This window comes from Gardnerella vaginalis 1500E (assembly GCF_000263595.1).
Classification (GTDB): domain Bacteria; phylum Actinomycetota; class Actinomycetes; order Actinomycetales; family Bifidobacteriaceae; genus Bifidobacterium; species Bifidobacterium vaginale_E.
The window spans coordinates 39037-58427 of the sequence record NZ_ADES01000005.1; the positions used below are offsets into that span (position 1 = coordinate 39037).

At 42.1% G+C, this 19391-nt stretch carries 18 protein-coding genes, 2 tRNA genes and 1 riboswitch; of the genes, 17 read left to right on the plus strand and 3 right to left on the minus strand.

Going from position 1 to position 19391, the window contains the following annotated elements:
• Positions 1-2 precede the first annotated feature (2 nt).
• From pgsA to CGSMWGV1500E_RS04695, 4 genes are all read left to right on the plus strand, one after another.
• On the plus strand, positions 3-686 hold the full coding sequence (pgsA, locus tag CGSMWGV1500E_RS04710; RefSeq protein ID WP_004126996.1) for a CDP-diacylglycerol--glycerol-3-phosphate 3-phosphatidyltransferase: 684 nt from the start codon (positions 3-5) through the stop codon (positions 684-686).
• Positions 683-1327 carry a CinA family protein gene (locus tag CGSMWGV1500E_RS04705; RefSeq protein ID WP_004126999.1) on the plus strand — a complete coding sequence of 215 codons (645 nt, stop codon included), beginning with the start codon at positions 683-685 and terminating at the stop codon, positions 1325-1327. Before pgsA ends, CGSMWGV1500E_RS04705 begins: the two co-directional genes overlap by 4 nt.
• A 223-nt stretch (positions 1328-1550) precedes the next feature.
• The gene (recA, locus tag CGSMWGV1500E_RS04700; protein ID WP_004127001.1) at positions 1551-2693 is read left to right on the plus strand and encodes a recombinase RecA; all 1143 of its coding nucleotides are present in this window, start codon (positions 1551-1553) and stop codon (positions 2691-2693) included.
• 29 nt (positions 2694-2722) lie between these two features.
• Entirely contained in the window at positions 2723-3427 is a 705-nt protein-coding gene (locus CGSMWGV1500E_RS04695) for a regulatory protein RecX (protein ID WP_004127004.1), read from the plus strand.
• 85 nt (positions 3428-3512) lie between these two features.
• Here the strand turns inward: CGSMWGV1500E_RS04695 and thrC are convergent, their stop codons facing one another.
• Positions 3513-5042, minus strand: coding sequence for a threonine synthase (gene thrC / locus CGSMWGV1500E_RS04690; protein WP_004127008.1), 1530 nt, complete (start codon positions 5040-5042; stop codon positions 3513-3515).
• A gap of 113 nt (positions 5043-5155) precedes the next feature.
• On the opposite strand from thrC, the gene CGSMWGV1500E_RS04685 reads away from it, so the two are divergent.
• The 9 genes from CGSMWGV1500E_RS04685 (at position 5156) to CGSMWGV1500E_RS04645 (ending at position 12957) form a co-directional block, all read left to right on the plus strand.
• Positions 5156-6490 carry a glutamate-5-semialdehyde dehydrogenase gene (locus CGSMWGV1500E_RS04685; RefSeq protein ID WP_004127011.1) on the plus strand — a complete coding sequence of 445 codons (1335 nt, stop codon included), beginning with the start codon at positions 5156-5158 and terminating at the stop codon, positions 6488-6490.
• A gap of 38 nt (positions 6491-6528) precedes the next feature.
• Complete coding sequence (locus tag CGSMWGV1500E_RS04680) at positions 6529-7059, plus strand: hypothetical protein (protein ID WP_004127014.1); 531 nt, start codon at positions 6529-6531, stop codon at positions 7057-7059.
• Positions 7049-7858, plus strand: a complete 810-nt coding sequence (gene nadD / locus CGSMWGV1500E_RS04675) for a nicotinate-nucleotide adenylyltransferase (RefSeq protein WP_004127032.1) — start codon at positions 7049-7051, stop codon at positions 7856-7858. Before CGSMWGV1500E_RS04680 ends, nadD begins: the two co-directional genes overlap by 11 nt.
• A gap of 96 nt (positions 7859-7954) precedes the next feature.
• The gene (locus CGSMWGV1500E_RS04670; protein ID WP_032843399.1) at positions 7955-8977 is read left to right on the plus strand and encodes a ribose-phosphate diphosphokinase; all 1023 of its coding nucleotides are present in this window, start codon (positions 7955-7957) and stop codon (positions 8975-8977) included.
• Positions 8978-9301: 324 nt separating this feature from the next.
• Positions 9302-9372 (plus strand) — tRNA-Gln (locus CGSMWGV1500E_RS04665).
• 111 nt (positions 9373-9483) lie between these two features.
• A complete protein-coding gene (gene glmU / locus CGSMWGV1500E_RS04660) occupies positions 9484-10893 on the plus strand; it encodes a bifunctional UDP-N-acetylglucosamine diphosphorylase/glucosamine-1-phosphate N-acetyltransferase GlmU (RefSeq protein WP_004127038.1) in 1410 nt (469 codons plus the stop codon).
• A 34-nt stretch (positions 10894-10927) separates the two neighbouring features.
• The gene (locus CGSMWGV1500E_RS04655) at positions 10928-11746 is read left to right on the plus strand and encodes a histidine phosphatase family protein (RefSeq protein WP_004127041.1); all 819 of its coding nucleotides are present in this window, start codon (positions 10928-10930) and stop codon (positions 11744-11746) included.
• A 138-nt stretch (positions 11747-11884) separates the two neighbouring features.
• Entirely contained in the window at positions 11885-12394 is a 510-nt protein-coding gene (locus CGSMWGV1500E_RS04650; protein WP_004106477.1) for a LytTR family DNA-binding domain-containing protein, read from the plus strand.
• Between the two features lie 113 nt (positions 12395-12507).
• The gene (locus CGSMWGV1500E_RS04645; RefSeq protein WP_004127043.1) at positions 12508-12957 is read left to right on the plus strand and encodes a DUF3021 family protein; all 450 of its coding nucleotides are present in this window, start codon (positions 12508-12510) and stop codon (positions 12955-12957) included.
• A 131-nt stretch (positions 12958-13088) separates the two neighbouring features.
• Here CGSMWGV1500E_RS04645 and CGSMWGV1500E_RS04640 read toward each other — a convergent pair whose 3' ends face one another.
• Positions 13089-13493 carry a pyridoxamine 5'-phosphate oxidase family protein gene (locus CGSMWGV1500E_RS04640; protein ID WP_004127046.1) on the minus strand — a complete coding sequence of 135 codons (405 nt, stop codon included), beginning with the start codon at positions 13491-13493 and terminating at the stop codon, positions 13089-13091.
• Positions 13494-13952: 459 nt separating this feature from the next.
• Here CGSMWGV1500E_RS04640 and CGSMWGV1500E_RS04635 point away from each other — a divergent pair, with 459 nt between their 5' ends.
• From CGSMWGV1500E_RS04635 to CGSMWGV1500E_RS04620, 4 genes are all read left to right on the plus strand, one after another.
• Positions 13953-14858 (plus strand): DMT family transporter, encoded by a 906-nt coding sequence (locus CGSMWGV1500E_RS04635; protein ID WP_196218458.1) that lies wholly within the window; start codon positions 13953-13955, stop codon positions 14856-14858.
• A 134-nt stretch (positions 14859-14992) separates the two neighbouring features.
• The gene (locus CGSMWGV1500E_RS04630; RefSeq protein WP_004127050.1) at positions 14993-16093 is read left to right on the plus strand and encodes a hypothetical protein; all 1101 of its coding nucleotides are present in this window, start codon (positions 14993-14995) and stop codon (positions 16091-16093) included.
• A gap of 109 nt (positions 16094-16202) precedes the next feature.
• A tRNA-Ala gene (locus CGSMWGV1500E_RS04625) sits at positions 16203-16275 on the plus strand.
• A 105-nt stretch (positions 16276-16380) separates the two neighbouring features.
• A riboswitch (Lysine riboswitch) is annotated at positions 16381-16568 on the plus strand.
• A gap of 47 nt (positions 16569-16615) precedes the next feature.
• Positions 16616-18109 carry an amino acid permease gene (locus CGSMWGV1500E_RS04620; RefSeq protein ID WP_004127052.1) on the plus strand — a complete coding sequence of 498 codons (1494 nt, stop codon included), beginning with the start codon at positions 16616-16618 and terminating at the stop codon, positions 18107-18109.
• 197 nt (positions 18110-18306) lie between these two features.
• Here CGSMWGV1500E_RS04620 and CGSMWGV1500E_RS0106025 read toward each other — a convergent pair whose 3' ends face one another.
• Entirely contained in the window at positions 18307-19266 is a 960-nt protein-coding gene (locus CGSMWGV1500E_RS0106025; RefSeq protein WP_004127054.1) for a hypothetical protein, read from the minus strand.
• Between the last annotated feature and the right edge of the window lie 125 nt (positions 19267-19391).

Here is a 19391-nt window from a genome sequence, read left to right on the forward strand (position 1 = left end):
GTATGAAGAAGAATGCTAAGTCTTCGTTTTTTGAAGGCTGGAATTGTGCTCCAAATATCGTAACTTATGTGCGTATTGCGTTGGCAATTGTTTTTATTGTTTTATATTTGCTTGCAGGCGAGTGGGGTCATAACTCCGTACCGATGCGTTGGGCGGCGTTTGCTGTGTTCCTTATTGCGGCGGTTACAGATAAGCTTGATGGTTGGTTAGCTCGTAAATATAATCAAGTTACTAAATTAGGCAAGTTGCTTGATCCAATTGCAGACAAAGTGTTAATTTTGGCAGCTCTTGTGATTGCTTCTATTTTTGAAGAAGTTATTTGGTGGATTACAATCCTGTTCTTAATCCGTGAAATCAGCATAACAATTGTTCGTTTCTGCGTTATTGGTCGAAATGGTAGGGTTATTGCCGCTTCTTCTGCAGGAAAGTACAAGACTTTAACTCAGGTTATTGGTCTTGCAATGATTATTGCTCCTATGGCTGTTATTTTTAATACTCAAGTTACGCCTCCATGGTGGCTTACGCTTTACTATTCTGTAGCTTTTGCTTTGCTCGGTATTTCTTTGGGCTTTGCTTTTTACTCTGCAGTGCTGTACGTGTACAGTGCTTTCTTTGAGAAGGATTCTGTTGATGATTCTCAAGCAGATAAGCAAGTTAATGAAGCTCCATTGACACCGTTGCAATGAATAATTCTTCTCCTGTGTCTCTCAAAAACCTAGCTGAGCGCATATTATCTAATAGCGTTCAGCTAGGTTTTCATATTGCTGCTGCTGAATCTTTAACAGGTGGTTTACTTGCGGACGCTTTTGTTTGCGTTCCTGGAGCTTCTCGCGTATTTTGCGGTTCTGCTGTTACTTACGATATTCACGCTAAAGCTAAAATTTTAGGCGTCGACGCTCATCTTTTACAGACCGAAGGTGCGGTTTTTAAGGATGTTGCTATGCAGATGGCAGTGGGGGCGTCTCGCATATACCGTGGTGCTGGTTGGGAGTATGACGATGATTCTTCGGCAGATTCTAGATTCCCAATAATTGGTCTTTCAACAACCGGAGTTGCAGGCCCTGGTCCGGAAGGCAGTAAGCCTGCTGGATTGGTTTATGTTGGTGTTTTGCTTCCTGAATCTTTTAATTTGCGTGATTTGATTTTGCAAAAATCTAGTGATCTTCTTTGTTTGGATTGTGTTAGCAATATGTGGGATTACACTTCTAAAAAAGATGTTGTTCTTGTTTTTGAACTTAATTTAGAAGGTAGTCGTGAGCAAGTGCGTAAATCTACGGTACATAATTTGCTTAAAATCTTAGATTATTTACTGTCTGTATTCGAGTAATATTTGAACTTTTGGCTGATTTACAAGCAAGACACGCAGTATCGAACAAATGTTCGTATTTGTAGTATACTTGAGATTGTTGAGATGATTGCAGCGCACTCAAGCGTCATGGTGAATATTTAGCTTTAGCTTTTATCCACATTGCTCAAAAGCGCTTGCAGTAGCATCATGTGTCGAACTAATGTCGTTCGATACATAACGGCATGCGAAAGGAGTAGCAAACATGGCGCAAACAGCAAAAGGTAAAAGCACTGTTGATCGTCTTATTGATGCAGATAAGGCAGATCCTCGTCGTCAAGCCGCGCTGGAAACTGCATTAGCTAATGTTGAAAGACAATACGGAAAAGGTTCTGCAATGCGCTTGGGCGACAGGCCTATGCAAGATGTAGAAGTGATTCCTACAGGTTCAATCGCTTTGGATACTGCTTTGGGTATTGGTGGTGTTCCGCGTGGACGTATTGTTGAAGTTTACGGTCCAGAATCGTCTGGTAAAACAACTCTTGCATTGCATATTGTTGCTAATGCTCAAAAAAACGGTGGTGTAGCAGCGTTTATTGATGCAGAACACGCTTTGGATCCTGTGTACGCCAGAAAACTCGGTGTCGACACTGATGCACTTATTGTTTCTCAGCCTGACAACGGCGAGCAGGCGTTGGAAATTGCGGATATGCTTATTCGTTCTGGTGCTTTGGATGTGATTGTTGTTGATTCTGTGGCAGCTTTAGTTCCTAAGGCTGAAATTGATGGAGATATGGGAGATAGTCACGTTGGTTTGCAGGCTCGCTTAATGAGTCAGGCTCTTCGTAAAATGACTGGTGCTCTTTCTCAAGCTGGAACTACCGCTATTTTTATTAATCAGCTTCGTGAAAAAATTGGCGTATTCTTCGGTAATCCTGAAACAACTACTGGTGGTAAGGCTTTGAAATTCTACGCGTCTGTGCGTATGGATATTCGTAGGGTTTCCACTATTAAAGAGGGCGAAGAAGCTATTGGTAATCGCACTAAAGTTAAGATTGTTAAAAATAAGATGGCTCCGCCATTTAAAACTGCTGAGTTTGATGTTTTGTACGGTGAAGGTATTTCCACAGAAGGTTCTGTTATTGACATGGGCTTGCAGGCTGATGTTATTAAGAAATCTGGTTCGTGGTTTACTTACGAAGGTGAGCAACTCGGTCAGGGTCGCGAAAACGTTCGTAAATTCCTAAAAGATAATCCAGCTATTACTGAAGAAATTAGCGAAAAGATTAAGGCAGCATTAGGTTTAATGCATCCAGATGATCAATTTGCTGAGGATCCAGAATTGGATCGTGCAGATGAAGCTTCGGATGCTAAAAGTTCTACTGCAAAATCTTCAGCAAAAAAGTAATAGAAGATTAGCGTATAAAGCGAATTGATATGGTGATTAGTGTATCGAGTTTTCTTCGCAATCATCCAGTAACGCTTACTAGCGAATATGATGAAAGTAATGACGTCACTCTTAATACTCGTAAGCGCACATCGCGTAAATCATCACGTTTAAGCGCAAAAACTAATACAAACAACATGCCGTATGTAAAAGGCGCTAACAAGTGTGATTTAAACGATAAGAATTTCGCAAGTGACAAGCTTTGCGCTAGTGATAAGACTTGTGAAGGTGATGAAGATGATTGTAGGGAAGCAGCTTTAAGACTTTTAGATTATGCTCCTCGCTCTGTAATAGATATGCGTCAGCGTCTTAAAGAAAAAGGATACTGTGAAGTTGTTGTTGATTCGGTTATTAATCGTTTAATTGAATTGCATCTTCTTGATGACAATCAATACGCTCAAATGGTAATTCGCTCTTGCGTAGCGCGGCTTCTTGGTGCTAGAGCTACACGCATGGAATTGCATCGTAAGAATGTCAATCCTGACGCTATTTCGAAATGCGTGGAGTTAGCTCAAAATTCGGGAGTATTTACTGAAGCAGCTTGGGAGCTTGGACGAAAAACTGCTCAACGTACGAAAAATCTTGAGCCTTTAGTTAGAAGACGCAGATTTTTTGCAGCTGCCGCTAGAAAAGGGCATGATTTAAGCGTTATTAACGAAGTATATGCCGCTTTGTTTATGAGTGATAACGAGTAATAAAAGAGGCTGGTTTCTAATAAGCCAGCCTCTTTTTGTTGTTTTTACTATTTACTGTTTTACTTTTCCTTTACATAAATCACGTTCATTTAGAGAAGTTATTCGCCTGCGTTTGAACATAGCTAGGCATTTGTGAAATATCAATAACATCAGTAAAACGTGGCGTCTTATTTTCAAGTTCTCTAAGCATGCTTGGAGCTTTCGTTTCTGTTGCTTCACTAAGAGCATCCATGCATTGGAAATCATCCATATCTTTCACATTCTTAAGACCTAAAGCTTCAGCCACTACGCGCGGGAACTTATAAGGGCTTGCAGTGCTTAAAAGCACTCGAGGCACGTTTTCGTCATGTGGAATATGCTGCATAACAAAGTATCCGCAAGCAGTATGCGGGTCAATAACATACTTGTACTTGTTCCAGCAGTCAGAAATAGCTTTGCGAATCTGATCCTCATTTGCCCAGCCGCAGCCAAAAATAGATCGTATTTTTGCAAGCACGTTTTCTGGAATCTCAAAAGCGCCCCACTGAGCTAAATCATTCATAAGCATTTGTATTAAACGCGTGTCTTTATCGCACATGTAGTAAAGCATTCGTTCCAAATTAGAAGAAACTAAAATATCCATTGAAGGAGCAACAGTGTGATGGAATGGGCGTTGACGGTTATAAGTTCCGCTTACCAAAAAATCGAATAAAACATTATTGCTATTGCTTGCAACAATAAGATGTTTTACAGGAAGACCAAGCATTTTTGCGTAATATCCAGCAAGAATATCGCCAAAATTACCGGTTGGTACGCAAAACTCAACTTCGTCGCCAAGAGCTATTGCTTTACGCTCAACAAGCTGCTTATAAGCCGCAAAATAGTATACGACTTGTGGCACGAGTCGTCCAACATTTATTGAATTAGCAGAAGACAATTCAGTGTTCGAAGATTCTTCAATATTTTTATTAAGCTCACTATTCGTGAAAATCTGTTTTACGCCAGTTTGAGCATCGTCAAAATTGCCTCGGACTGCGCAAACTTGCACGTTTTTACCAGCTTGAGTTGTCATTTGTAATTCTTGAACGCGGCTAACTTTTCCTTCTGGGTAAAAAGTAACCATAGAAGTGCCTGGAACATCGGCAAAACCAGCCAAAGCTGCTTTTCCAGTATCTCCAGAAGTTGCGGTCAAAATCATAACATTCTGATTGTTGTTTGATTCAGATTTTTCGGTTTTGTTTTGGCTGCGGCTCATAAGCTGTGGAAGCATTTGTAAAGCCACGTCCTTAAAAGCGCAAGTAGGACCGTGGAAAAGTTCCATAACAAAATCGCGAGTATTTCCAAGCTGACGAATTGGAGTAATGTCAGAGTTAGACCATTGGTCTGCGTATGCAAGCTTTACGCAATCAGAAAGCTCTTCTTGAGAGTAATCAGGAAGCAAGATTTGCAAAATATCTTGAACTATTTCCTGGTAGGATTTGCCTTGCAATTTAGAAATATCATAACGCTCGCTACCAAGGCTATCAGCTACAAATAATCCGCCGTCTTCGGCAATACCTTGACGAATTGCCTGCTTAGAAGTGTAAGTTGGAGTAGTTGCGCGCGTGCTATGAAAAATAGCTGTATCTTCTGACATAATGTCTCCGTAACCGAATAATCATATGGAATATTTGTGCAAATTATGCATCGTCTTATAAAAATATGCTACCCGAAGCGCTGGGCGAACGGGCGTGTGCTAATCTCATAATTATGACAACTCTTGATTCTAAACAGGAAAATGAAGCCAATAATCTACAGGTGGGAGCGTTGAGCGTTGACAATTTAGTTAATGGGCGCGCGGATTTAGCAAGGTTTGCTTGGCGAGATTTTTCTAAAACGGATACTAGAACAAAAAATGAGCTTCTTGAAAAAATGGCAGACGCTTTGGATTTAGCAGCTTTAGATATTGCTGCCGCTAATGAAAAAGATCTTAAAGAAGCCGAAGCTAAAGGAATGGATGCTGGAAAGCTCGACAGGCTTAAATTTAACGAAGAGCGTGTGAAAAATTCTGCTCAAAGCGTAAGGAAAATTGCGCAATTGCAAGATCCTGTAGGAGAAGTTGTTCGCGGATACACTCTTCCTAATGGTATTAAACTTTCGCAAGTTCGTGTGCCAATTGGTGTTATGGGAATGATTTATGAGGCTCGCCCAAACGTCACTATTGATGTTGCAGCTTTGTGCTTAAAGTCTGGTAATGCAGCAATTTTGCGAGGAGGAAGTGCTGCTCAAAATACGAATCAAAAAAGCATTGAGATTATTGGAAGTGTGTTAAAAAAGGCCGGTTTTAGTGCAGATTTAATTCAGTCGGTTGACGATTTAGGCAGGTCGGGAGCAACGGCAATGATGCACGCGCACGGTCATATTGATGTTCTAGTGCCGCGCGGTAGTGCGAATCTTATTGCTACGGTTGTTCAAGAGTCTACAGTGCCGGTTATTGAAACTGGTGCTGGAAACGTGCATATTTATGTAGATAAAAGCGCTGATATTAAAAAAGCTATACCGATTGTTATTAACGCAAAAACTCAGCGCGTAGGCGTGTGTAATGCGGCAGAAAAATTATTGGTAAATCGCAATATTGCGCAGGAATTTTTACCGCAAGTTGGCGCTGCTTTAGCTGAGCATAATGTTATTTTGCATGTTGACGATAAATCTTACGAAATTTTGCAATCTGCTAATATTGCAGGTTTACAGCTTGAGCATGCAACTTGTGAAGATTGGAAACGCGAGTATTTGTCGCTTAATATGGGCGTAAAAATTGTGGACGATGCTTTTGATGCTGCAAATCATATAGCGAAGTATTCTACTGGGCATACGGAAACAATTATTGCTGAAGATTACGAAACGATTCAAAGTTTTATTGCGAATGTTGATTCTGCAGTGGTGATGGTGAATGCTTCAACTCGCTTTACGGATGGCGGAGAGTTTGGTTTTGGTGCTGAACTTGGAATATCGACGCAAAAATTGCATGCAAGAGGCCCTATGGGATTGCGTGAGATGACAACAACCAAGTGGATTGGCTACGGCAGCGGTCAGATACGCGAGTAGTTCTGGCTTTAATAGTTACGTGGCGGTAAGGTAAGAGTATGCCTAATGATATGCCTAAGAATGATGTGAATATGACTCCGGCTGAAGCGCTTAATATTGCGGCTGAGCGTTTGTCGATTGTGCGCTATGTGTTTTTGGTGCAAATTGAGGATGGTATTGCCTCCGCGCAACAGCGTTCCTCGCTTGAATACGCGGATGCTGTGCTTATGGGTTGGCCGGATGCTGACGCAAATGACGTAACGCTTCCTGAAGATGATGCGTTTTCTAGCGTTCTTGAGCAAATGGGTCGAATGGAAAAGAATATTCATGAATTTAGTTCTTTAGAGCGCAATAATGATGTTGATTCAATGACATCGATGCTTGTTAAAATCACTGAATCTGTGGCGAAAATTCGCGGCACGTATCAGCCTGATTTTCCTCTTCCAACTTTTGCTGAAATTCAGCGTGTTGTTAAGGACGAGTGGGATGAGGAGATGGGAAATATTAACCCAGATAGTGCGAATGATGCTTCTGGGGTAGTTAGTGAAACTGAGGCTGAAGATAAGGAATCTGAAGCGAATGAGTCCTGAAAATCACACAGATGCGCAGCGGCGAATGTCTGACCTGTTTCAAGGTTCGTTTACCGGAAAAGAAGCGGCTCCTCCTGCGGTAGCAACTTCTATGCGAAAGCGCACTTCTGCACGCGGTAACGTTCATGAGCGTCAGCGTATTGGCATTATGGGTGGAACTTTTGATCCTATTCATAACGGCCACTTGGTTGCGGCTTCTGAAGTTGCGTGGGTTTATGATTTGGACGAGGTTATTTTCGTGCCAACTGGTAGGCCTGTTTTTAAGCTTGATAAAAAAGTTACGAATGCTGAGGACCGTTATTTAATGACGGTTATTGCAACGGCTTCTAATCCTAAGTTTACTGTTTCTAGGGTTGATATTGACCGTCCAGGAGTTACTTACACTATTGATACTTTGCAAGATATTCACGCGCAGCATCCGGATGCGGAGCTTTTCTTCATTACTGGAGCGGACGCTGTGGCGGAAATTATGCAGTGGAAGAATGCGCGCGAAATGTGGAATTTGGCGCGATTTGTGGCAGTAACTCGCCCAGGGTATTCTAGGCCGGAAAAGTTGGAGTCTAATTTGCCTTTTATTACTAGGCAGCTGAATGTGAACAGTGCTGGAAATGTTGCAAATTATGACGATATTGTTCACTGCGATTCTGAACATTTGCCGGTTGATATTTTGGAGATTCCAGCATTATCGATTTCTTCTACGGATGTTCGCCGTCGCGCTGAGCATGGTGAACCAGTATGGTATTTAGTTCCGGATGGAGTTGTGCAGTACATTGTTAAGCACGGCTTGTATAGGTCGTGACTATTTACTTTTTCGGCTTGTCGCCGCAAGTCTGCGCAAAAAGTTAGTATTGAATATGTTCATTTCGCGAACTAAAGCGAACTAACGTTTGGAGATATGGTGAGCATCGTCCTTGAAGGAAAGCCAGATAAAAACCTTGTTCTCGTTACTGGTCGCGCCCATCCGAAACTTGCTCGTGATGTAGCAGACCAGCTTGGCATTGATGTATTGGAAACAACGGCATACGATTTTGCTAATGGTGAAATGTATGTTCGTTACACGCAGTCGGTGCGCGGTACGGATGTGTTCGTATTGCAGAGTCACAGCGATCCTGTTAACAAGTCCATTATGGAACAGTTGATTATGATCGACGCTTTGAAGCGCGCTTCTGCTCGTTCGATTACTGCAGTTTGCCCACTTCTTGGCTATTCTCGTCAGGATAAGAAGCATCGCGGTCGTGAGCCTATTTCTTGCCGTTTGATGTTTGATTTGCTTAAGACTGCTGGCGCTGACCGCATTATGAGCGTTGATTTGCACGCGGCTCAGTCTCAAGGATTCTTCGACGGTCCGGTTGACCACTTGATTGCTATGCCTGTTTTGGTTGATTATGTGCGTGATCGTTTCCGTGATGATCTTGCAAACGTAACTGTTGTGTCTCCAGATGCTGGCCGTATTCGCGTGGCTGAACAGTGGGCGCAGCGCTTAGGCGGCGGTCCTTTGGCTTTTGTGCATAAGACTCGCGATATTACATGCCCGAATAAGGCTGTTGCAAACCGCGTTGTTGGTGACGTTGCTGGTCGCGATTGCGTTATGGTTGACGACTTGATTGATACTGCTGGCACTATTGCTGGCGCTTGCAACGTGTTGAAGGAAGCTGGAGCTAAGTCTGTTACAGTTGTTGCAACTCACGGCGTGCTTTCTGGCCCTGCGGTTGAACGTTTGAAGGCTTGCGGCGCTCGCGAAGTTGTGTTGACGGATACTGTGCCTATTCCGGAAGAAAAGCGTTGGGATGGTTTGACTGTTCTTTCTATTGCTCCTCTTCTTGCAAGCGCAATTAAAGCAGTATTTGAAGATGGTTCGGTTGCGAAGCTTTTCGACACTTATCCGGAGCATCACGGTCAAGGCTTCCTATTTGCGTAAACGCTGATTTTACTTTGATTGGTTAGTTGTGCGGGGTGGAAATTGCTTGGTCGAGCAATATAAAAGCGGAGCGATAGTAATATCTTTTTGATAAATAAATATTTTTGAAAGAAAGTAAGTAAAAAACTAAACTTAACTATGCAACCGCTAAGTCCAAATAAGGTATAAGAGTGTAGCGCTGCGAGACAAGTAATTTGCCACCCACGCACACCTCACCAATGAAATCAGCACACGCACATTAAACTGTCTAATAATGTGCGCCACGCCAAATTTGACGAAGTCAATTCGTGTGGCATAATAGTGACTTGGCGGTTTTTCCGCCGTTCCCTCATGGTGTAATGGCAGCACACGGGTCTTTGGAACCCTTTGTCTTGGTTCGAATCCAGGTGAGGGAGCTTATACAGGCGCTACTTGTTTTGCAAGTAGCGTTTTTGTTTTGGATAAGCGTTAAGACGTAATAGAATTAAATCAGTAAGAATATTATTTATACAACATAAGGAGCATGCGTGGAAAAGCATGATGTAGCTGCGGCAATAATTTTGGCAGCAGGTGATGGGACGCGTATGCGTTCAGCAACTCCGAAAGTACTGCATCCGTTTGCTGGAAAAACTTTCTTAAATCGTGTTATGAATGCTGTGGCTGGCGTAAATCCAAATAAGCTGGCTGTAGTTGTGCATGCTCAGGCTGAGCGTGTAACCGCTGCCGCTGTTAGCTATAACGAAAATGTGCATATTGTGAATCAGGACGAAACTCCTGGAACTGGCCGCGCAGTTCAGTGCGCTATTAAAGATCTTAACGAAATCGCTAAAAAAGAAACTGGCGAAACGCTAAAAGGTGCTGTGTTAATTGCAGCAAGCGATATGCCTCTTTTGGACACTCAAACTCTTCAATCTTTAGTAGATTTTCACAATAATCATGGTAATGTTGCAACTGTTCTTACAGCAGTATTAGACGATGCTACTGGCTACGGCCGTATTGTTCGCGAAGCAAACGGCGATGTTTTGCGAATCGTAGAGCATAAAGATGCAAATGCTGGAGAGCTTGCAATTAAAGAAGTAAACACTTCCGTATACGTATTTGATGCCGATGTGCTAAGTGATGCAATCGCAAACTTAAATTCTCAAAATGCTCAAGGCGAGTTTTATTTAACGGACGCTTTGGAGCATGCTAGAAAGTTTGGTCATGTGGGAGCAATGTCTGCTCCAGATCCGCTTAGCGTAGAAGGCGTAAATACGCGAGTGCAATTGGCTGCGCTCGCAAAAGCTTATAATAGGCGCGTGTGCGAGCATTGGATGCTTGAAGGCGTAACTATTCTTGATCCGGATACTACTTGGATTGAAGATGACGTAACTCTTGCTCAAGATGTAACTGTTCTTCCTGGCTGCTTCCTTCAGGGTCATACTACTGTTTTAAGCGGCGCTGTTGTTGGCCCTTATACGACTCTTATTGATGCGCAAGTTGACGAGGATGCTGTAGTTGAGCGTTCGCGCGTGCAAGAATCGCATATTTGCAGGGCTGCTAACATTGGTCCGTGGACGTATTTGCGCGCAGGAAATGTGCTTGGTGAAGAAAGTAAGGCCGGCGCTTTTGTGGAAATGAAGAAGGCGCATATTGGTAACGGCACTAAGGTTCCGCATTTAAGCTATATTGGCGATGCAAACTTGGGCGAGCGTACGAATATTGGTGGTGGCACGATTACTGCAAACTATGATGGCGTGCATAAGAATCATACGAGTATTGGTTCTGGTGTTCACGTTGGTGCAGGTAATCTTTTTGTGGCTCCAGTAAATGTGTCTGATGGCGTAACTACGGGTGCTGGCTCTGTTGTGCGTCACGATGTTCCAGCTGATTCTATGGTGTATTCGGAAAATACTCAGCACGTAATTGAAGGCTGGAAGCCTAGCTGGGAGCGTTAAATTATTTATAAAAGGCTTTAGAAGGCGGTAGATTATGGTTGATTTTGTTGAAAACGTTGCGAGTAACGTAAATAATTCCATTAATAGTGCGCATGAAGGAATTGCTCGTTCTGTTATGCTTATTCGCCACGGTCAAACTCCGTATAATGCACAGTTCCGTTTGCAAGGCATGATTGATATTGCTTTGGATGAGTCTGGAATGGATCAGGTGACTCGCTCTGGAAAAGCTTTGCGCGTGCTTTTTGGTGCTTCTGATTTAGAAGATCCAAAGGACCCGAACAGCACTGAACACGTGCGCATTACGCCAGAAGAAGCGGACGCGAGTTTTGTGGCGATTGTTTCTCCACTTATTCGCGCTCAACAGACTGCTCATGCTTTTGCAGATAAGATTGGGCTTCATGTGCATGTTGAAAATGGTGTGCGCGAGCGTTTCTTTGGCGAGTGGGAAGGTTTGAATCGTCAGCAGATTAGCGAGCAGTGGCCGGAAGATTTCAAAGCTTGGGTTGAAGGTAAAAGCGGAGAGCTTCGTCATGGTGCTGAAGCTAAGCAGGAAGTAGGAGAGCGCGCTGCTGCTGCAGTAGAAGATTGGGCTCGCAAAACTGGCGCAGACCGTGATTTGCTAGTATTTTCGCATGGTTCCTGTCTTTCGCAAACTGTTCATAAGCTGCTTGGATTAGATAAAGTAGATCCTTCTTACAAGACGATTGGCGGCATGGGAAACGGTTGTTGGGCGCGCTTAATTCCAAGTCTTAACGCTGATGGTTCGATTCATTGGCGTTTGGATGCTTATGATCAAGGTCCTGCAGCTGACCCTACAAGCCAGCGTCTTATTCGCATTTGGGGTGCTGCGTAATCTCTCCTTTACCGCTTAATTACCGAAAGCTACCGTTTAGCGATTTTGTAAAGACAGACTATTTACAGTGCCGTATAGTCAAAATTACAAAACAAAAAGCTAACAAACGCTAACAGTAGTGTACGGAAAGGAGGCTTGATGAAAGTAACTATTGCTATCGTTCCGCCTGAGGAAGAGCAGTCAGTTCAGTTGTCAATTCACAATATTGACGATGAGCTTAAGCACATTATCGCTCAGTTACAAAGCATTGACTCCAATGATGCAAATGTAAGAAGTGCTGAAAATAATACTGAAATTAATACTTCAGATAAGTTGAGCAACAATAATCCATTCATATACGGTTATATTAACGATTCGATTATTGTTATGCATGAGCCAGATGTGATTATGATTTGCGTTGAAAATTCGCGCGTAATCATTCACGGTGATAAAGGCGAGTGCGTGTCTTACAAGCGCCTAATGGATTTTGACAATCCGCAATTCGCGTCGTTTGTGCGCATATCTAAATCCGCAATCGTGAACTTGAATCGCATTGTTCGAGTTGATCCAGGATTTGGTGGAAGTATGAGCGTAAAAATGGACGATGGAAGCGTTGAGTGGATTAGTCGCAGATGCTTAGGTGGGTTCAAAAAGCGCTTAGGGATGTAGTTATAGTAATAACGAATGTAGCTAGAATGTAGTCAAATATAAAACTATCAAAAATTTTAATACTGATTTTTTTTTTAATACTAGATTTTAATACTTAAAAGGAAGCGATTATTATGGAAAAGCAAGTTGCAACATTAGGTAAAACAATGGTAAAAAACATTGTTAAAGGCATTGGCATAGGGTGCACTATTTTTACAGTAATGTCTTTTATATCAAGTCTGTTAGCGCATAGTGAGGTTGGAAATAGAATTGCATCTTATGCTGTAGCATCGTTTGTTATAGGCATAGGATATGGAGTGTTCGCTATTTTTTGGTCGAATGAACGCATGTCAAATCTTGCAAAGTTCGTTTTTGCGCTAGTTCCGCCAATTGCTATTCAGTTTATTGTATCGGTGATTGTTGGATGGATTTCGTTCAAAGATGAGCCAGCGGTGATTTGCGGATGGATTGCGTTCACTGTTATTTTACCGATTCCTATTGCTGCAATAATTTATTACTTCGAGAAGAAGAAAGCGAAAGAAATGAATGTTAGGTTGCAAGCATTGCGTAAAGAAAATAAGTAAATTAGCAACAACTAAATAATTAAATAAAGAATTGAGTGGTGTTCATCTTCGCCTTTGAGGACGAACGCCACTCGATATTGTATTCCGCTTGCTTGAAACGTACTAATTCGGCGTTTTGCTCAAGCTACGAATTAATCTTTTGCGATTGTTTTGCCGGCAGTGGCTCCAGAAGTCAAGTCCTGAATCTCAGTGATTTCCATAACTGGAACTGCAGCTGGCTTCTTCGTACCTTTTTCTTCGGCCACACGAACCTGTTCTTCGTAAATCGCGTCATCAGTGTGAAGAGTTACTGTTCCGCGGAAGCGATAGCCTTTCTTTTCTGCCAAATTAGCAAAAGCAACTACTAGCTGGCTGCCGTCTTGCAAGTTCTTATAATGCTGACCTGCAGTGCGCTCGTGGTAGGCAAGGTGGTTGTCGTCAAGCACGAACATAGACATTTTTGGTCCTAAATCAAGTTCGCCATCTTTGCTTACTGTTGCAATCCAAGCCAAATTATTAGCAATAAATTCTTTCATATCTGCGTTAAGAGTTGCCATAATATTTCCTTTCGTTATTAGTAAAATTGCGCGCGTCTGTGGTGTGCAATTAAACAAGTCATTACTTTTACATTACGCTGTTTTAGAAGAGTATACGAGTGTGTGCTGCAAAAAATTACGCAGTTGTGATATAAATCACCGAATTTTATAAAAATTACTTATGTGAAAGATATAAAGCAAAATAGTTAAGTATATCGGTTTTATGAAGCGCGTATCGGAAATTTTCCTGAGGAACGCCGAAAAGTTGTACTTTTCCCGATTTTATGGCTAATCTGTGTATTTTATAAACTAAATTCACTAAATAAAAGAAAATTTTAAGGAAGCGACTTTAAGGAAGTAACTTTTATGAAGCGGCTTTAAGGAAGCGACTTTTATTAGTGGATTAACTTTTATAGTTGAAGGGGAGGCATTATGAAAGCTAATGGTGAAGCAGCTAAATCAATAGTTGATAAATCTGGCATGCCTAAAGGGAACAGTGTTCATATTTCTCAACTAATGTTGTTAGTTTGCGCTGCTATTTGGGGTGGCAGCTACGTTTCTTCAAAGTATGCTCTCGAAGTTTTTCCGGTTCAATGGCTTATGGGAGTGCGCATGATTGGTGCGTGCGCGATTATGTTTGTAATTTTTTTCGGCACTCTTCGTAAAACTTTTACAAAAAAATTGATTATTCCTTCGCTAATAACTGGTGTTACATACTATGCGACTTTAGTTTTGCAAACTGAAGGATTGCAAACAATTGATCCGGGTCGTAGTGCTTTTCTTACTGCAGCCTACTGCGTTATTACACCATTTTCAGCTTGGCTAATTGTTAAGAAAAAGCCTACAATACTAGGCTTGATTGCTGCTGTAGTTTGTGTTGCTGGCGTTGGTTTTGTGGCTTTAAAGCCAGGAATGTTTGCTCTTACGCTTTCTTATGGCGATATTCTGACTCTTGTATGCGCTGCAGTTTTTGCTTTTAATCTTACGTTCCTTGCGTATTATTCAAGAAAATACAATCCTGTAACCTTAACTTTTGGCCAATTTGTTGTTTCAGGAGTTCTGTTCTTAGCTGGAGCGCTAATTTATGAGCCTTTGCCTAATTTCAACGGTGCGGATCATCTTTCTATTTTTGCAAACATGTTCTACTTAACTGTTGTGGTAACTGTTGTGGCACAAATTATGCAAAACTATAGTTTGGTTAATCTTTCTACAGCAAACGCATCGGTTATTATGTGCACTGAAAGCTTATTTACTCTGCTATTTTCTACGCTGCTTTACCATGAGCATGTGTCAAATATGGCATTTGTGGGATTTGCCTTAATATTTGCAGCCATTATTATTGCAAGTTTGGGCGAACATTATAGCAGCAAAGAAAGAACTAAGTAGATTCATAAAAATAGCTATCCAACTCATGTCTTGAGTGATACCATCGTTGTGAATGGTAATTTGTAATTTGTAGTAAGTTTATACATATTGCATTTATGTTTCGCAATACATTGTTAGGTAGTTAAGGTAAACACGTGAAGAATTTCTTCAAAGGCATATCATTTACGCAGGTTTTAGCGGGTTCGCTGGCGGCAGTGACCTCGTTTTTGCTTGCTTCTAAAATTGGTATTGCCGGTTCGGTTATTGGTGTGGCTATTGGTTCGATTGTGTCGGCTGTGGCTTCTCAGCTGTATCAGAATGTTATTCACGCTTCTTCTCGAAAGTTAGCTGAAGCAAATCCTAAGAATCTTAATAATTCTGATTCTGCTGGTTATGCTAATGATTCGAAGCAATATAAAGATAATGTTCAAACTCTTAACATGCATCCTGTCTACAATGTTGAAGTAAGAAATGCTGGATATAAAGTCGCGGGAGATGATGCTCGTATGGCGTATTCTAGGCAAAATAGTGAAGTTAATTCTGGGCGAACTATAAGCTCTGAAGCTAAAGATCCAGAATTAGAAAATACGCGACTTTTAGAGCTTTCTGCTTTACGAGAGCAGCGCGAAGAAGATATGGAATTGTCGGAAGGCGAGTTGAGTCAGCCTGTGCCGTTATCTAAAGCTATTCGCGATTCTAATTATGCTAACGAAAGTAATTTAAATCGACCTAAGAATAGTTATGCTGCAACTATTGCTATAGCTGTAATAAGCGCTTTAGTTGCTGTTGTTGTTACTGCAGGAATTGTTTTGCTTTTTACGCAAGGCAAGGGAACGGACAATATTCAGCCTCAGCAGATTCAGCAGAAGCCTAAAAATCAGGTAAATCCTCAACAAAATAGCAATAATGGCGTTGAGCATAAGAAGCCGTCTGATAGTGATTCAGAAAATCAGGATTCAGAAAAAGAGGATGAAAACAACGGTTTACATTCCCGCGATGACTCAGATTCTAATTTAGGAAATTCTACTGACGGTGAGCCTGGTGGTGATAATTCTTCAACAAGTGGCGGATCGCATTCTGGAGAATCAACTTCGGGAAGTAACTCAAGCGGGGAGTCCTCCTCGTCGTCAACTGCTCCTGGTGGTGCTTCAGGTAGCTCTTCTAACGGTGGTTCAGGATCTTCTTCAGGGGGAGCTTCAGGCGGAGCGTCTACTTCTGGAAATGCAGAAAATTCCGGTAGTTCAAACGGTAATTAAGTAGCGATATTTTTAGTAATATTTAAGCTGATTCGACACGCCGCATTTGGATAGAGCGCTAATTTGTTGTATTCTATCAAAGGTTCGCTTGAACAGCATAACTAAAAATGGGGCTATGGCGCAGCTGGTAGCGCATCTCCATGGCATGGAGGGGGTCGGGGGTTCGAATCCCCCTAGCTCCACGATTTATCTCGGCAGGTTACATAATTTGCCGAGATTTTTTTTTATTCTTTTTTCGCCACGCCGCAATTCTGTATGTTTGTCGCTAAGTAGTACTAATAATGAACACCATCGACCAGAGGTTGCGCTCAACAAGAGTAGTAAGTATGAGCTCGGAAAAGCGTTGATTACTTACAAAAGGGGAGAGCGCCGAAGTTTACTGCTGATTTCCAAAGGTAGTATGCTGGGACTTGGTTTAATAAACCAAGTACTGTCGCAGCGATTTCGGCATTCGCTGCGGAGCGCTATCGACACGCACGCTGTTGCTTGTTTTGCCTCTGAGACGACATAAAAGGAGGAAAAATGAGTAATAGTTCATTACCATCTACTGCTGAACAAACTTCTCAGCAGAATCACGATGTTCATCGTGCTTTGAAAACACGTCATATTTCCATGATTGCTTTAGGCGGCAGCATTGGTACCGGTTTATTTGTTGCTAGTGGTGCAACAATTCACATGGCTGGTCCTGGCGGCGCTTTGCTTGCGTACGGCGCAATCGGCATTATGGTTTACTTCCTTATGACTTCTCTTGGCGAAATGGCAACGTTTATGCCAATTAGTGGCTCGTTTGCTTCGTACTCCGGACGCTTTGTTGATCCTGCTTTAGGTTTCGCAATGGGCTGGAACTATTGGTTTAACTGGGCTATTACGGTGGCTGTAGACGTTAGTACTGCAGCAATTGTTTTGCAATACTGGTTCCCGAAAGTGCCAATATGGATTTTCTCGCTTTCGGTTCTTATGCTTATTTTGCTGATTAACGTTCTTACAGTTAAGTGCTTCGGCGAAACAGAATACTGGCTTTCTATTGTGAAAGTTGTTGCGGTTATTGTGTTCCTCGTTGTTGGCATGCTTACAATTGTTGGCATTATTGGCGGCAAAGCTCCATTCTTGCAAAACTTTACGCATAAGGATGCTCCGTTTGCCGGTGGTGTTCCTGCAGTGTTGTGTGCGTTTGCTATTGCCGGCTTCTCGTTCCAAGGAACTGAGCTTATTGGTATTACTGCAGGCGAGTCTGCAACTCCAGAAAAGAGTATTCCAAAGGCTGTAAAGCAAGTGTTCTGGCGTATTCTTCTTTTCTACATTCTTGCGATTTTCGTTATTGCATGCATTATTCCTTACACCGATAAGAATTTGCTTGGATCCGAAGTAACTGATATTGCTATAAGCCCATTCACACTCGTGTTCCAGCGTGTCGGTTTTGCAGCCGCTGCAGCAGTTATGAATGCCGTTATTTTGACTTCTGTTATTTCTGCAGCAAATTCTGGAATGTACGCTTCTACTAGAATGCTTTATGCTCTTGCAAAAGACGGTAATGCTCCGAAAGTTTTCGGCAAAGTAAGCTTCCGTGGTATTCCAGTTCCAGCTTTGATTGCAACATTTGTGGTGGCTTTGTTCACGTTCTTCATGAGTATTTTTGGCTCGCAAATATACATGTTCTTGGTTGCTGCAAGTGGTTTAACAGGCTTTATTGCTTGGGCGGGTATTGCTTTAGCGCATTACCGCTTTAGAAAAGCGTATGTGGCTCAAGGACATTCTTTGGACGATTTAGTGTACCGAGCAAAGTGGTATCCTTTTGGTCCGATTGTTGCGTTCCTTTTGTGCGTTTTGGTTATTGTTGGCCAGGATTTGCACTCATTTGCAACTCTTAACTGGCAGGCTATTGGCATTACGTACATGTCTGTGCCACTGTTCTTGATTTTGTACGTTGGATACAAGATTAAGAATCATACTAAGGTTATTCCGCTTGAAGAAGTTGATTTAGCCGGTATTAAAGCTGCTAATCAAGTAAAAGCTTAAGAAAGTATTTAATTTATAAAGGCACAAATAAAGCTCCCAACGGATTCGTTGGGAGCTTTTATATTGAGTCAGATAACAGCGCAATATGTTTTATTGTCTTCTTTTTCTTTTTGCTACTATATCCGGTTTTTTAGAAGGATTTTGTCTACTTTTGTATCACTGTTTGAATCTTTTTGACCATCATTTTCTTTAGTATTTCAGTTGCTGCCGCTTCCGGTGCTTCCACTTCCGCTTCCGCTGCCATTTCCGGTGCTGCCGCTTCCGGTGCTTCCGCTTCCGCTACCGCTACCGCTGCCGGTGCTTCCGCTACCGTTTCCGGTGCTGCCGCTTCCGGTGCTTCCGCTACCGCTACCGCTGCCGGTGCTTCCGCTACCGCTACCGCTGCCGGTGCCGGTGTTGCCGTTTCCGGTGCTGCCGCCGTTTTCGTCTCCGTTGCCGCTGTTGTTTTTGTTTTTGTCTTTGTCTTTGTCCTTGTTCTTGTCCTTGTCTTTGTCTTTGTCTTTGTCTTTGTCTTTGTCTTTGTCCTTGTTCTTGTCCTTGTCTTTGTCCTTGTTCTTGTTCTTGTCCTTGTCCTTGTCTTTGTCCTTGTTGTTATCCTTAGGTGTGGTATTCGTCTTTTGAGGAATAATGTTAGAGCGCCTAATCACACTGCTGGTTGTTTTCTGTATTTCCTTTTTCTCTTCCTTCTTTTCTTCTTTCTTATCTTTGTCTTCAGCTTTTGTGTCAACGCTATCTACTAATTCAATAGCTAAAGCTCTAATTTCTTTTGCTTTAACCGCATACCATTCAGAAGCTGCCAAAGCCTCAGCGCTTTGGCTACCAAGCTCTTCCGGAGAGTTTGCTGTGCAGCTTACAGCTTCAGGAGTTTTCTCTTTTATTATTTCCGCAAGCTTCTTGCCATTTTCAGACTTATCTTTCGAAAGCTTAATAAGAATTCTGTTTTTTACTAAAGCGTCCCACGTTTTCTTAGCTTTCATAACTTGGGCAACTTTAACTTCGCACTGTTTACGTGCAGCCTTTGTGCGCTCGGTTTGTTTTACGTACCAAAATGCGCCAAGTGCGCTAAGAGCTAATGCAAGTACAACAATACCTACAATAAGGATGATTAGCTTCTTCTTTTTGCCTTTATCGGCACTTTCGGAGGTGTGTTGAATCATTGTTTTCCTCTGTTTGTTAATGATTGCCCAATGCGTATCTTCTGATGACACATTTGTATCTATTTTACGACAAAGCTTTTAAGTTAGCCACTTTGTTAGGCGTATATCTTGTTGATATTTGAGGG

Coding starts and splice junctions, on each gene's coding strand:
- pgsA (WP_004126996.1), top strand. CDS start 3: ATGAAGAAGAATGCTAAGTCTTCGTTTTTTGAAGGCTGGAATTGTGCT.
- CGSMWGV1500E_RS04705 (WP_004126999.1), top strand. CDS start 683: ATGAATAATTCTTCTCCTGTGTCTCTCAAAAACCTAGCTGAGCGCATA.
- recA (WP_004127001.1), top strand. CDS start 1,551: ATGGCGCAAACAGCAAAAGGTAAAAGCACTGTTGATCGTCTTATTGAT.
- CGSMWGV1500E_RS04695 (WP_004127004.1), top strand. CDS start 2,723: ATGGTGATTAGTGTATCGAGTTTTCTTCGCAATCATCCAGTAACGCTT.
- thrC (WP_004127008.1), bottom strand. CDS start 5,042: ATGTCAGAAGATACAGCTATTTTTCATAGCACGCGCGCAACTACTCCA.
- CGSMWGV1500E_RS04685 (WP_004127011.1), top strand. CDS start 5,156: ATGACAACTCTTGATTCTAAACAGGAAAATGAAGCCAATAATCTACAG.
- CGSMWGV1500E_RS04680 (WP_004127014.1), top strand. CDS start 6,529: ATGCCTAATGATATGCCTAAGAATGATGTGAATATGACTCCGGCTGAA.
- nadD (WP_004127032.1), top strand. CDS start 7,049: ATGAGTCCTGAAAATCACACAGATGCGCAGCGGCGAATGTCTGACCTG.
- CGSMWGV1500E_RS04670 (WP_032843399.1), top strand. CDS start 7,955: ATGGTGAGCATCGTCCTTGAAGGAAAGCCAGATAAAAACCTTGTTCTC.
- CGSMWGV1500E_RS04655 (WP_004127041.1), top strand. CDS start 10,928: ATGGTTGATTTTGTTGAAAACGTTGCGAGTAACGTAAATAATTCCATT.
- CGSMWGV1500E_RS04650 (WP_004106477.1), top strand. CDS start 11,885: ATGAAAGTAACTATTGCTATCGTTCCGCCTGAGGAAGAGCAGTCAGTT.
- CGSMWGV1500E_RS04645 (WP_004127043.1), top strand. CDS start 12,508: ATGGAAAAGCAAGTTGCAACATTAGGTAAAACAATGGTAAAAAACATT.
- CGSMWGV1500E_RS04640 (WP_004127046.1), bottom strand. CDS start 13,493: ATGGCAACTCTTAACGCAGATATGAAAGAATTTATTGCTAATAATTTG.
- CGSMWGV1500E_RS04635 (WP_196218458.1), top strand. CDS start 13,953: ATGCCTAAAGGGAACAGTGTTCATATTTCTCAACTAATGTTGTTAGTT.
- CGSMWGV1500E_RS04620 (WP_004127052.1), top strand. CDS start 16,616: ATGAGTAATAGTTCATTACCATCTACTGCTGAACAAACTTCTCAGCAG.
- CGSMWGV1500E_RS0106025 (WP_004127054.1), bottom strand. CDS start 19,266: ATGATTCAACACACCTCCGAAAGTGCCGATAAAGGCAAAAAGAAGAAG.